Origin of the sequence: Dyadobacter chenhuakuii, from assembly GCF_023821985.2 — a bacterium.
Lineage (GTDB): Bacteria > Bacteroidota > Bacteroidia > Cytophagales > Spirosomataceae > Dyadobacter > Dyadobacter chenhuakuii.
Genome location: NZ_CP098805.1, coordinates 1,798,249 through 1,812,463, shown reverse-complemented (window position 1 = coordinate 1,812,463; position 14,215 = coordinate 1,798,249). Strand labels below are relative to the sequence as shown.

At 46.9% G+C, this 14,215-nt stretch carries 9 protein-coding genes; 1 reads left to right on the top strand and 8 read right to left on the bottom strand.

Translation table 11 applies throughout. The features are described from left to right. Positions 1–73 precede the first annotated feature (73 nt). The 3 genes from NFI80_RS07550 to NFI80_RS07540 form a co-directional block, all read right to left on the bottom strand. Positions 74–565 (bottom strand): ankyrin repeat domain-containing protein, encoded by a 492-nt coding sequence (locus NFI80_RS07550; RefSeq protein ID WP_235163593.1) that lies wholly within the window; start codon positions 563–565, stop codon positions 74–76. Further along, positions 566–757 (bottom strand): hypothetical protein, encoded by a 192-nt coding sequence (locus tag NFI80_RS07545; protein WP_233798582.1) that lies wholly within the window; start codon positions 755–757, stop codon positions 566–568. It abuts the gene before it with no gap. 72 nt (positions 758–829) lie between these two features. Beyond that, positions 830–3,235: a TonB-dependent receptor gene (locus tag NFI80_RS07540; RefSeq protein ID WP_235163594.1), complete on the bottom strand. Its 2,406-nt coding sequence runs from the start codon at positions 3,233–3,235 to the stop codon at positions 830–832. Between the two features lie 681 nt (positions 3,236–3,916). Here NFI80_RS07540 and dgoD point away from each other — a divergent pair. Then, a complete protein-coding gene (gene dgoD, locus NFI80_RS07535) occupies positions 3,917–5,065 on the top strand; it encodes a galactonate dehydratase (RefSeq protein WP_026628953.1) in 1,149 nt (382 codons plus the stop codon). A 38-nt stretch (positions 5,066–5,103) separates the two neighbouring features. Here the strand turns inward: dgoD and NFI80_RS07530 are convergent, their stop codons facing one another. The 5 genes from NFI80_RS07530 to NFI80_RS07510 form a co-directional block, all read right to left on the bottom strand. Further along, entirely contained in the window at positions 5,104–6,951 is a 1,848-nt protein-coding gene (locus NFI80_RS07530) for an outer membrane protein assembly factor BamB family protein (protein WP_235163595.1), read from the bottom strand. 10 nt (positions 6,952–6,961) lie between these two features. Then, complete coding sequence (locus NFI80_RS07525) at positions 6,962–8,650, bottom strand: RagB/SusD family nutrient uptake outer membrane protein (protein WP_235163596.1); 1,689 nt, start codon at positions 8,648–8,650, stop codon at positions 6,962–6,964. Positions 8,651–8,668: 18 nt separating this feature from the next. After that, on the bottom strand, positions 8,669–12,277 hold the full coding sequence (locus NFI80_RS07520) for a TonB-dependent receptor (RefSeq protein WP_235163597.1): 3,609 nt from the start codon (positions 12,275–12,277) through the stop codon (positions 8,669–8,671). 127 nt (positions 12,278–12,404) lie between these two features. Continuing rightward, a complete protein-coding gene (locus NFI80_RS07515) occupies positions 12,405–13,292 on the bottom strand; it encodes a FecR family protein (RefSeq protein ID WP_235163598.1) in 888 nt (295 codons plus the stop codon). A 314-nt stretch (positions 13,293–13,606) separates the two neighbouring features. Next, positions 13,607–14,125: an RNA polymerase sigma factor gene (locus NFI80_RS07510; RefSeq protein ID WP_235163599.1), complete on the bottom strand. Its 519-nt coding sequence runs from the start codon at positions 14,123–14,125 to the stop codon at positions 13,607–13,609. Between the last annotated feature and the right edge of the window lie 90 nt (positions 14,126–14,215).

Below are 14,215 nucleotides of genomic sequence, written 5' to 3'. Positions count from 1 at the left end.
AGACAAGCGGTCGTTGACATTTGCTGAGGTGCAAGCAGGGAAGGTTTACGGGCATTAGGTTTACAAGCGATTTTTATTCAGACTCCAAAAGCGCAACCGCTTCATGGTTACCCTGTTGCAAAGCCAGATCTGTAACCGATAGGCCCCGGGCATCCAGAATATTTTTGTCCGCACCTCTCGTGAGAAGCAGCTTAACCAGGTCGTTTCTGCCAAACATCGCTGCGAACATCAAGGCAGTTCCACCGTTTCCGTGCTGCATGTTCAGATCGGCACCATTGTTAATAAGCAATTCAGCAATCTCGGGATAACCCTTGAATGAAACGCCCATTAATGCAGTATTTCCGCCATAATCGAAGCCATTGACGTCAGCGCCAGCTTCCAGCAGCAGTTTAGCGGTCTCGTAGCGATTGTTGTAACATGCGATAATCAGCGGCGTATATCCTTTTTCATCCTGGACATTTACGTTAATCCCTCTTGACAGGATTTCTTCAACGACAGCATTGTCGCCCACGCGTGCAGCATGGATAAGTACATAATCCAGATTTACATTTTCGATAGTTCCCATTTATGATGCGTTTGCTTCCAGTTTGTTTTCAATTTCTTCTTTTGTGCCTGCTACAAAATGTTTTTCACCATTTTTCAGGACCAGAAGGCTGAACCGAAAATCGGCATCCGGAACAATTTCCTCAATGTCGGTGCTGTTAATCACAATTTCGCTGGAATCTTCTTTTAAAGTAAAACTAGCCTTACCCATCATAATCAGGTTTATTTTAGAATGTCAAAGTTGGGTAAGGCAGGTCAAAAAGCATGCCACTAAGGGCGATCCTGGTCAGTTGTTGCCTTCGCCACCTTTTTTGTCATCGTTACTGATCCGCTTCTTCTGACGTGGACCGCTGCTCATTTGTCCGAATTCATATTTCAAATTGATGCGCCAGCCGCGTCTGTACATGGCCACATCCTGAATTTGTACAAAATTTGGCCCCACGAAATCGTTTCTCCATTTGATCTTTCTGTTGAATGGATTGTCGTAACCAAAGCCAATAGTGCCCTTCTTTTTAAGGACTTCTTTTTGCAAAACCATATTATAAAAGCCGAATCCGCCATATTTCCCTTGCAGGTTAACCCGCGCAGAATTATAGAATCCAAAAAGCTGCGCCTTAATGCCTTTGCCAAAATCAATGCTCGAATTCAGGTTGATCCGATACATCCAATCCGCATTGCGCGCTTTAAGCTCTTCGCTTTCCAATACATTATAAAATACATTCAATGAGCCGTTTACGCTCCATTGCTTCAATATTTTCGTGTTGGCGCTCAGATTCAAACCGTAAGCTGAGTTCTGAGCCACATTCTGGAAAATTTGGGTTAAAACGCCGCTTGTGTCCACCGAGCTGATGTTTTCAATAGCATTGTTAGTCTGGCGCAAAAAGAATGACGCGTTAAAGCTGGTTTGTTTAATGGAAACGCTGTAATTAGCTTCAATTGAATGAGTTAGCTCAGGTTTAAGGTAAGGGTTTCCTCCATATTGATTTTTAGAATCAGCCTGATTCACATATGGATTCAGATAAAAAAATTGTGGTCGCTGAATGCGTTGCGTATAGCTTAGCCTTAGCTGCTGGTCTTTCCTAACACTGCGAGATAAACTTACACTGGGAATCAAATTGCCGTAATTGTTTGAAAACGAGGCTGTACCATTTAAAAAGTTGGCCTGGATAAAAGTATGTTCATAGCGCGCCCCCAGATTAATGCCCCAGCGCTTTTTCGGCGTCCGTGTGTACACAACGTAGGCGGATGTCACCTGCTGGGCATAGTCAAAAATATTCGCGAGCTGCGGCATGTCCCTGAAATCGGTCGAACCGTCGGATGCGCTGGAAATTCGGTAATCGCTCAGGATTTTGCGGAAAATTGTTTTAGAGCCCAACTCCAAGGTGCTGATGCTATCGATCGGGTTAGTGAAATCCAATTGAACGGTCCCTTCTTTGTTGTTGCTGATGTTATAACTTTTTTCGCGGTAATATACTGTTTGCTCGCGGTTCAGGAGGTTGGAATAATAATCACTGTCTTCACCTTCAAAGGAATACATCATGAGCAGCGTTATTTCCTTTTTAGGTTTTTTGAACAAACGCGTGTAATCCAGGTTCACTGTTGCCCCCGCCCAGTCGTAAGTGCGGCTCATATCCCGCTTGAAATATTGCCTGACCGCACCCAGGCCGCTCTCCGTAAACTCGATATCAAAATTGTTTGTATTTATACCATTGTAATAATTGAGACCCGCGCCAATCCTGTTCAGCGAATCCACGTCCCAATCGACATTGACCGTTGCATACGAATTCTTACCTTTTCCCATGATCCGCTGGGGTTGATTTTGGTCGATAAGTGTGTCGCCATTGGTAAATGAGCGTCGCAGTTGCATGAAGCGCTTGTTTTTCCAATCATTGAAACCACCATTTGCCGAAATATTAACGGCCTTCATGCGGTGATTAATGCTCGCATTCTGCCAGTTGTTCCACTGTCCGAAGTTCGGGCTGATCGAACCGTTCGTGCCGCGCAGCGTATTTTTCTTGGTAATGATATTGATAATCCCCGCCGTGCCTTCCGCATCATACTTGGCTGATGGTGAAGTAATTACTTCAACCTGTTTAATGATATCCGCCGGGATTTGCTTCAATGCGTCCGAAACACTGCGCGCCACAATGCTCGACGGCTTGTTGTTGATCAGCACCTTAATGTTGGAACTGCCGCGCAACTGCACATTGCCTTCAATGTCCACCGCCACCGAAGGGATCTTTTTAAGCACATCCGTCGCATCACCACCTTTGATGCTAATGTCTTTTTCAGCATTGTAAACCATGCGGTCCGCCTTTTCCTCAAAAAGCGCTTTCTGCTCGGTAACAGTCACTTCGTTCAGGTTCTGGACAGTTGGGGCCAGCTTAATGATGCCCATTTCAATGTCCTCGTCTTTCGCGATAATTTTTTCAACCGTTTTTGAAACATAACCCATCAGCGAAGCCTGAACAGCATATTCGCCTTTTTCTACTTTCAGAAAAACAAAGCGTCCTTTCGCATCAGCATTCACGCCCTGGACAATTTTGCCGTCTTTGAGGAGCGCGATGGTAGCAAATTCAATGGGTTTCGAAGCAATTGAGTCCAGAAGCAATCCGAAGATCTCAATGTGCTGGGCAAATGTGAAGCAGATGCTGGCTGTAAACGCAGCAATAGTCAATAAAACTTTTCTCATGGCTAAGGTTTGGTCTCGTAGTACCGCAATGACGAGCCAACCCGGGAAACGTTGCAGATGTTTGTTTAAATTTTTGCGAGAGTGAACGCTAAACTATCCTCGGATTACTCGGAAGAATCCAGAAAGGAATTTTTGAAATGGAGCTTGTTGAAAGCGGGGATTCGATAATTTTACTTCATGCGCTGAGTAAGAGCGCCTAATACTCCAATCCCGGAGGGATGCGATATTGGTAGAAAAGTGATAGTCCAGGTGGCTTCCAAATCCCGGAGGGATGTAACAACCTGCATGACGTTACATCCCTCCGGGATTTACACCAATTACGATCATGTTGTTGCTACCGATATGATATCCCTCCGGGATTTACTTTGTCTACGATAATGTTATTGCTGCCGAAATTACATCCCTCCGGGATTTACACCAACTACGATCATATTGTTGCTACCGATATGATATCCCTCCGGGATTACATTGATTGCGATCATGTTATGGCTACTGAAGTTACATCCCTCCGGGATTTGTTATTGTCCATTCATTTTTATCGTTGGCAGCTGGCATTCCGATGGTCTCTGATGTTTTAGGTAATCCATTCTTCTAAGACAACCCATTATAAAATTCCCAACCAACGCTTTAATCAACCAATGGAATATGTTTCCTTTAATGTGTCATTAATTATTTGTTAAAATGAAAATTAGAAGTTACGAGCTTTTTCAGGTTCCGCCGCGGTGGTTATTTCTTAAAATAGAGACGGATGAAGGCATTATTGGCTGGGGTGAGCCGGTGATCGAAGGGAAAGCGGCGACGGTGAAGGCGGCGGTGATTGAGCTGATGGATACGCTCATCGGAAAAGATCCGATGGACATTGAAGGGCATTGGAATACAATGTACAGAGGTGGTTTTTACCGGGGCGGACCCATATTGATGAGTGCAATTGCGGGTATCGACCAGGCACTTTGGGACATTAAAGGGAAATTTTACAATGCGCCTGTGCACCAGCTGCTTGGCGGGAAATGTAGGGATAAAATCAAGGTGTATTCATGGATCGGTGGCGACCGGCCTTCGGACGTAGCGATTGCGGCAAAGTTGTCACTCGATAGCGGTTTCAAGGCCATTAAAATGAATGCAACCGACGAAATGCAATACATTGATTCTTACGAAAAGATCGACCTCGTTTTGCTTCGCGTTGCATCGATCCGGGAAGCGGTGGGTTACGCTTTGGATATTGGTGTGGATTTTCACGGTCGTCTGCACAAGCCGATGGCAAAGGTTCTGGCCAAAGAATTGGAGCAATTCCGGCCGATGTTTATTGAAGAACCTGTGCTCCCGGAAAATAATGAGGCGCTGCGCGAAATTGCAAATCATACCTGCATTCCGATCGCAACCGGCGAGCGCATGTTCAGTCGCTGGCAGTTTAAAGAGTTGCTCACTCAGGGTTATGCGGACATTATCCAGCCGGATTTGTCACACGCGGGAGGCATTACGGAATGTAAAAAGATTCTTTCCATGGCCGAGGCTTTTGATGTTGCCGCCGCACCGCATTGCCCACTCGGACCCATCGCGCTGGCTGCCTGTCTGCAAGTGGATGCAACCTGCCACAATGCCTTTATCCAGGAACAAAGCCTGGGAATCCACTACAACCAGGGCAATGACCTGATGGATTACCTGGAAGACAAAACCGTTTTTACTTATGAAAATGGCTTCGTAAAAATTCCTTCCGGCCCGGGCTTAGGCATTGAGATCAATGAAGAACAGGTGCGGAGAATGGCAGCAGTAGGCCACAACTGGAAAAACCCGCTTTGGACCCACGAGGATGGCAGCGCTGCGGAGTGGTAAGAGCTAAAAGTTGCTTTTAACATGTTCCCAAAAGATTATCAGCGCGTCTGCAACATGACAATCTTCCCGTCCATCGTTGTCACCAGCACCGTCCGCTTGTCCACAGGTGTGATGCCGCTGATCAGTGCGTTGGAAATTTTGTGTTTCCAGATCGTTTCGCCGCTGCTCCGGTCAATGGCGCACACCATTCCGGAGTTGCTCGGGACGTATAGGATGTTGTTGGTTTCGACCAATGCGGTGGGGGAGATTTCGTAGGGTAATTTCAATTTCGCTTTCCAGCTCAGTTCCATGGAATCGGCTTTGGTGGAGACGCCGTAAATGTCGCCGTCCATGGTTTTGACAAACACGAGACTGCTGTCCGAGGAAAGTCCGATGGACTCCCGCACGCGAACGGTTGGAATTTGCTTGCGCCAGACTACTTCGCCGGTAGCTACATTAAGTGCGGTCATGTAACGGTCGGGGGCGACGATAAAGACGCGGTTGCCGGAAGCGACGGGGTAAACGGCTGCTGGTGAGAACATTCGGTTAGCAGCGCCATTGTTCCACTTCCAGGCCAAAGCGCCTGTTTTCAGGTCGAGGGCATAAAAATCATTGGCCCAGCAGCCGAAAAAGATCTTTCCCTGATAAATCAATGGCTTGGTAACCACGAATCCTTTTACATCTTTAAAATCCCAGACCAACTCACCGGTTTCGAGGTCTAATGCGCGGAAATGACCGTCCGAACCGCCTGTAAACACCTTACCGTCAGCAATCACGGGATTGGCGACGATTGGTTTTTCGGTAGTAAATTTCCATTTCAACTTGCCGTTTTTTACATCGACACAATAGACATTCTTATCACTGGAAGTCACGACTACACTCGAACCGGACGCGGCAGGCGTGGCGTAAATCTTGCCATTGGTTTTGTATTCCCAAATCTTCTTTCCCTTTTTATTTAAAGCAAACAGCACACCTTTTGTATCAGAGCATAAAATGACTTTGTTATGCAAGGTCACACCGGAGCCTATATCGCTGTTGTCCTGGTAATACCATAGCATTTCGACATTCTTAAACTGATCGTTCACCGCGTAAGTTGGCCTTGGGAATGTTTCAGTGCTTTTTGAAAATTGGTGATCCGTTAATGTTACTTCATTCCATGCTGTCAGACTGTCGGAGAATGGCTTTTTGATTTCAAAAGATGCTTTTCCATTGCTTATGGTCACAATGTTGTAGCCGCCAATCTCTTCCTTTGCCCTGAGATTGGAACGGCCCATCACGCCCGGGATCTTTTCAAAATCCAACGCTTTATTACTATGCCCGTGGCCGCAGAGGATAAGCTGAACATTATTCTTTTTCAACCTGTCCAATGCATCGTACCAGTTGTTGAGCGCGGAGTCCTGCGGGTAATGGTTGAGGTAAATAACCGGCATTTTCGGATCGGGCAGCTTGCTTAATGTGCTGTCGAGCCACACCAGATGTTCCCTTGGAACCTGGCCGGGACCCATACGCATGTTAGGCCCCGACGCTGTTCCGAGAAATGCATAACCTTTGTGCTGAAAGTAAAAAGCCTCAGCACCGAAAATGGTTTTAAAGCTATTACTCCCGCTTTCCGACCAGTTTGAATCGTGATTGCCGGGTATGACATGCCAGGGTTTTTGCAGACTATCCAATATCGCCTTGGCCAGTGTCAGCTCGTCATCAGAGCCGAACTCCGTAATGTCTCCGGTCACCACTACGAAATCGAGCGATGGATTGGCATTAATGTCCTTCACCGTGCGCATGAGATCGTCAGCACCTGTGGAGCCGCCCACGTGTGTATCGCTGACGAAAGCGAATTTGAAATTTTCATTTTGTCCAAAACAAAACTGGGCAATGCAAAGCAACAGGCAAAGTGCGAAGTATCTCATAATGCGATGATTATTCCCAGCCCGGATTCTGTGTCAGTTCAGAACCGGCATCCTGGTAAAGCTTGATCTGATCCAATGGGATAGGGGTCAGGTAAACTTTCGGGCTTTCAAATAAGCGTTGTGATTCGGGTTTAGAAGCGGGGATAATGTAGCCTTCCGCCGCACCGCCTTCGATGATGGCATCCGTGTTGGGATAGTCAGCTTTTTTGATCCAAGCACCGCGGTTAATGTCTGCATTGACTTTTGTGTCAGTATATTCCATCTTTTTCCAGCGGGTAAGGTCATTTAATCTGAAACCTTCCATCATCAGCTCCACACGACGCTCACGACGGATTTCCCATAATAGCGATGCGACTGTTTTGTCCCGTTTCGGGTCGTCATACACCTTTCCGTTGACAGCTGGTAAGCCTCCCAAAACTTGCAATGGCGGCAAAGCAACGCCTGGGCGGGCGCGCAGCGGATTTACCGATTGGTCCAGATCAGCCTGCACCATCGCGCCCAGTTCCGCAGCGGCTTCCGCATAATTTAGCAAAACCTCTCCATAGCGGATCACAGGGCCGTCTGTCTGGTTCAGCGAACCACTTCCTTCGGGCAACTCTTTGGTTTCTTCATTGAGAAATTTCCATGTTGCATAGCCGCTAGACGAAGCATTAGGCGCATATTTGCTTACGCGCAAGGCATCCACAAATGTTGATGTAAAGCGTGGATCACGATTTGTCATCACATTTTTAATGTTTTTGTCCCCTAAATACAAAGGCGAAACAGCGATAGGCAAACCATCCTTAGACAAATAACTTTCCACGGCACTTTTAGACGCGCCGGATTGCGGTTCTTTGTTGTTATAACTGTTCAAACTATGCGTAAGCTGCCCGGTCTCATATTTTCGATACAGGATCATTTCCTTCGAACCGGCCAGCGAAATGGATGTAAACAGGGATCGGTAATTCTCCGAAATGGCATAGCGACCGGATTGCATCACTTCATTAGCAGCCCATTTGGCCGCTTCCAGATACGTTTTTGCCCGTGCCTGATCAATGTTGTGATATTTCAGATAAGTCCCTTCAAACAAGAACACGCGGGACATGAAAGCCAGAACGACCGACTTATTAACCGTCAGACCTTTTTCGCCGTCATCGGCACGAACGTTGGCAGCGGCAAACTGAAAATCTTCCAAAACCTTGTCCATCACTTCGGTACGCGGCTGGCGTTTCTTGTAAAGTCCCGCAGCATCCTTTTCGTCCAGGGCCTTATCGTAAAATGGCACATCACCGTAAGTCCGCACGAGCTCGTGGTATTCCATCGCCCTGAAAAACCGTGCAATCCCCGACCAGTGCGCGATGGCCTCCTCCTCCATGGGAACGGTCTGGATGCGGTCCAGGAAAAGATTCGCTTTTCTGACCCAGGTAAAAGTCCAGGTTGTGGAAGTAGCGGGGACGTTTTTGATAAATTGCGTTGGACTCAATGGGGCAAAATCATCATTTAATGTTTGTCCTGTAAAATATCTGCCGAATGTAAAGCCAGACCCATAAGCAGGAAAATAGTTGGGATAAAAGCCCCAGGCAAAGGTTCTTACATTCTTTTCATTGGTCCAGTAACTGTCATCCGTGAGCGCGTCCTGCGGCTCGCGGGTGAGAAAATCCTCCTTACACCCCGTTATAACAAGCAGTGAAATGGAAAGGATGAGCAATATCTTTTTCATAATAACTGTGTTTTTGAATTAGAATGTAAGTTGAAGACCCATTGAAACGCTCCGGCGATAAGGATAAACCCGTCCGAATGTTGCGCGATCGATCGTAGAATTGCGAAAATCCACCTCGGGATCGATCGGGATATTGAGGTTATCAAACTCAAACAGGTTCTCGCCATTCACATAAACGCGCAGGTTTTGCATCTTGATTTTTTGCGTCAGACGTGCGGGCAACCGGTAACCAAAATTCACACTCTTCATTCTCAGGTAGGACATATCCAGCAGATATTTATCCTGGATGAGGAAGTTCTGCGTGTTATTGGACTGCCCGGTGTTGGTAGGTCTTGGATAAAAAGCATCTTGCCGTTCCGGCGTCCAGTAGTCCATCTGGTGCGCGTACATGGCATCATTAGGGTTATTTCCTGGAATAAAAATGGAGCCGGAAGCCCAGAGATCGCGCTTACCGACACCTTGCGTGAAGACATTCAGGTCAAAACCTTTCCAATCAGCGCCCAAGCGGATCCCGTATTGATAGCGTGGCGTGGAATTGCCGATCACTTTCAAATCACCATGGTCGTCGAGGCTGCTGCTGCCGGTGAAAATTGTTCCGTCGCCGTTCAGGTCCTTGTATTTTACGTCACCCGGGCCATAGAAGAATGTGCCAGCTTCGTGCTTGGTCTGGTTGGGGATGCCATCTTTAAGAATGTAGTGACCGGCTGCGTCGGTGATCAATGTACCGTCGGTATTTTGCTGGAAATCGTCGTTGCGGAAAAAGCGGTCTGTTTCATAACCCCAGATCTCACCCAGAATTTTGCCTCTGTAATTTCCGTTGACCAGATTCCCGTCGAACTTGGTAATTTTTTCTTTGAAATCAGACAATGATAAACCTACGCTGAAATTGAAACCGCTGGCCAGGCTTTGCCGCCAGTCGAGAGCGATTTCCCAGCCGGTTGTCTGCATTTGGCCATAATTTCTTCTCGGCGGTGTTGCCCCGAAGCTGCTGGGGAGCACGATGCCGCCCGTGATCATATCACTTGTGGTGCGCTGATACCAGTCGTAAGTAACGGCAAGTCTGTTATTAAATAGGCTCGCGTCGAGACCGAGATCCAGCGTGCTGATTTTCTCCCAGGTGAGCGATGGCGGCACAAGCGAGGGCGTTGCTACGGTCACCATATTGCTCGTCCCGATCCACCAGTTGGAAGCGGAAGAGGCCATAGTCGGCCGGAATGTGGTGCTACCCACGTCCGTATTGCCCAGCGATCCCCACGATCCGCGGATTTTCAGATTGTCGAGAACAGGCTTGCTGAATGACATAAATGGCTCGGCAGTAAGCACATAGCCAGCTGAAACAGAGGGGAAAAATGCCCACTGGCTGTTGTTTGGGAAAAATGACGAACCGTCATACCGACCGTTTACTTCCAAGAGAATTTTATCATTGAATGTATAGTTGACCCGGCCAAAATAACCTTGCGTAGCCCAATGTCCCCTGAAACCATCCACATATTGGTCGCCCGTCGCAAGCGGCAGTTCTCCATGCGTTTGATCCAGTAACCCGCGTCTTTCGGAAGATTGGCCCCATCTCTTGAACAAATCGAGATCCATCCCCGCCAGGAATTTGAGCGAATGCTTTTCTACATCTTTCGAATAAGTTGCAAATGCCTTGAAGGTGTGCATCTCATTCCAGTTTGAATTGTATTTAACACGGTCGTAAGTGGCGCTCGTATAATTTTCATATTTCAAAGGCACACCGTTCCACTGGTTCCAGGCCGTAACGCTTCCTCCGACTTCGCGCACGTGATCGTTGGTGTTAGAATAAGTGTAATTGGCGTCAACAGTCAGGTCTTTTGCCAGCTTAAACTGACCACCCACCGTTGCCCGGATGAAATTGGACGAATAATTAAGCATATTAGCCTGCTGAACCTCCGTAACCACATTCCTGAACGGCTTGCCTTCGTAAGTCCCATACGGGTAGACCGAATGCCACCGATACAGATAGTAAAGCGGGTCATAAGTCGTTCCGCCAAAAGAAAATGGACTTTCCGCAACATTCTTTGAGAGTAATAGCTTGGCATTCAGGCTAAACCATTTGTTCAGATCAGAATTAATGCTGAATGTGCCGCTGTAACGCTTGAAAAGGTCTGTTTTTTCTTTCAAAACACCTTCCTGGCCCATATAACCTAAGCTGACGTTATAGCTGGTTTTGTCATTTCCGCCTGTAAAGCCCAGATTATGATTGCTTTGCGGCGCCCACTTACGCATATACATATCGCCCGCGTCCCACGGCCTGTAAAAGTAAAGGCGACCATCCTTAATGTCGAAATCGCGGCCCAGGACCATTTCATTACCCAAATCCTGACCGCCGTATTGCGCTTCCCAATCCCGGATTTTCTGGATGCTTTCGTCTGTGAAATACATGCCCACCGTCCCGAATGTGGTGGCGGAAGGGTTGTTGCGTTTCGCAGCCAGCAATGCATATTCCGGCCCATCAGCTGCGGGAGCGAGTTTGGGCGTGTTTGTAGGTGTGCTTTGTGAAAAATTGGCGGAGTAGGAGATTTGATTGCGTGTATTTTTCTTTCCGGATTTTGAAGTGATCAAAACTACACCCCAGGCTGCGCGGCTTCCGTAAATAGAGGTCGATGCAGCATCTTTAAGCACAGAAATGGATTGAATGTCGTCTGGATTGACAAGCAGCAAGCTTTGTATCTCAACATTATCCAGCAAAATAAGCGGTTGCGCGCCGTTGCCCGCATTCAGCGAGCCAACCATTCCCCGTAGGCGGATCTGCGGGCTGCTGCCCAGATCACCGGTCGTTGTCGTGATCGTCAGGCCCGGAACGGCACCCTGCAAGGCCCGGCCCACGTCTGTTACCGGTCTGGATTGCATGGTTTTATCCACGTCTACAGTGCTCACGGCGCCGGTTAAGTTGGCTTTTTTCTGCGTTCCATATCCCACCACGACGACCTCACTCAGACTTTTTGTATCTTCTTTTAATGCAATGGTCAGACTTGTGTTATTGCCGACGGGCACTTCCCTGGTTTGAAAACCAATGTAAGAAAAAATCAAAACGTCTGATTCTGAGTCTACACTGATCTTGAAATTACCATTTTCATCCGTCAAAGAACCTTCCGACGTTCCTTTCACGAGCACGCTAACACCGGGTAACGGACTGTTTTCTGAATCCGTAACCTGCCCTTTAATGACAATGTCCTTTTTTATATTTAAAGAAGACGCCTGACCTGTTATAAGTGGACGGTTTGACAGGCTTTCCATTGCTGCCGGCTGGTCTTTGGTTTTGAAAACCACAATGCTTTCATCCGTTTCCCTGAAAGAGTAGGGGGTTTCCGCCAAAACCGATTCCAGCACTTCTTTTACACTGGTTTCCTGGAAGTTACTGCTATGGACCTTTATCTTTCTGGCTTCTTTATTGTTGTAGGAAAAGTCGATCTGACTTGCCTTACTGATTTTTTCAATGGCTTTTTCGAGCGAAACGTCACTGAAACTGACCGTGACCTTCTTGCCCATGAGACGCTGGCTGTAACCATTTTCCGCCAGCAAAGTCCCCGCCGTAGTAATCAACACTCCAAACACGATCAATCCGGCCCTCATGACTCTGATTAGTTTAGTAGTTCTTCTTTTCATAAATTACCTAGGTTTAGTAAACACTTGTTAAACACGGCAAAAGCCGGGGAGTGGATCCGTCAAAATCAGCCCCCGGAATTGTATTTATTCTTTGCTGGGCCTGTTGGCGCAGGTCCAGCATTTCATGTTACTGACAGCCCTCTCCGCTTACGATCACCTTTTTTCCTTTTATTTCGTAGCGGATCCCCTGGATGTCACGCACAAGGTCCATCACACTTTCGAGGCTCTGATGGGTACTAAACCGAATGCTGTTCTCACATTCTTTAAATTTTTGCCTATCAAAGTGAATGCTCACCTGATAGGCATTTTCCACAGCTAATATCAAATCTTCAAAGCGCACTGACTTTAATATCACATTCCCCGATTTCCAGTCGACCGATTCGGCCGCTTCCACCAGCATTTCTTTTTCATTTCCACTGTTTTTGTCAAAAATCACTTCCTGGTCTTTTTCCAGAAGCGCCAGCGGTTCGGCACCCCGTGAAACGGCCACTTTTCCGCTCACCACAGTTACGATTTCGTGGGATAATTCTTTGTACGCCTTCACCCGGAATGATGTCCCGAGCACTCTTGTATCGAGGTGGGAGCTGTGAACTGTGAATGGCGCCGTTGTGTCCCTTTTAACCTGAAAAAAGCCTTCGCCTTCTTCAAGAAAGACTTCCCGTGTTTTGCCAAAGCTGGCCGGATATCGTAAAACGCTTGCTGCATTCAGCCACACCCGGGAGCCATCAGGCAGGATCACTTCACGGGTTCCGCCGGACGGTGCTGTGATGGTGATCATATTCCCGGACCCAGAATTGTGAACAGTATAATTATAAATGCCTGCTGCTGATATGATCAGGAAAGCCAGCGACGCCGCAATCGCATACCATTTGCGCCAAAATATATTGCGGGTTTTGTCAAAATTTAATGTCTGGTCAATCCTGGCTTTAATGTGGTCTCCATCGGGTTGATGCTTATTTTCACCATCCGAAGGTCGTTCCAGTCCAAGGCTTTTATAGAGGTCGTCGATATCCATTGAGTACGATTTTTTGATGACCCTTTAATTTGGATCCCAATTGGTGCTTACAATGACATGACGAATGGGAAATGCAGTGGTACTATGCCAAAAAGAAAATGTTAAAAAAATTTTTGCAATGTTGCTTTTTGCGCGTCGATACATCCCTCGCGGGATTTCAAAAATTGAAATTAACCTGATGCTATCTACAAAGATGTCATGCCTCCGGCATTTGCAGTCCTAAGTCGCAGCGCGACGTTACATTATTAGAAATGATTAGCAGCCACGGTGTTGAAAATGCCGGAGGCATGCAACAACATGCAATCCGCCAAAATTCAGAGATGCAGCTCTTTCAACCGGAGGCGCCGGATCGCATTACTGATCTGATTTTTGACAGTTTGCGGAGATAGGGAGAGTTTTTGCGCTATTTCAATCGTAGATAAATGCTCCTGACGGCTTAGTAAAAAGATCTTTTTCATATCCGAAGGCAGGTTTTCCACTTCGGCCATCAACTGCTTTTCAATGTCGTCGGATGCAACGGCATCGAAAAACTGGTTTTCGTTCGCCGAAGTTCGTTCTAAAATGTCTTGCTGCACTTGAAGTTGAAAAGCATTTTTCCGGCTCTGGTCAATGAGCCGGTTTTTCAGCATTGTATGGAAATAGCCTATGAATGTGCTGTGAATGGTAATCTCCTGCCTCTTGTTCCAGATATCTACAAACAAGTCGTGAACAAGATCTTCTGCAAGTGGTGCATTGTGCAGTTTTTTGAAACCTATATCATAAATAACCTTCCAATAGCGGACATAAAGCTCATTGAAGGCATTCCTGTCATCCCCATCCTTCAACAGATTCATTAACGCTATGTCTGATAAATCCTTCAAGTTATTGTGGCAGATGATGACGAAGTAAGTATTCAGGAAAAGAGGCCTCTAACTTATACAAAA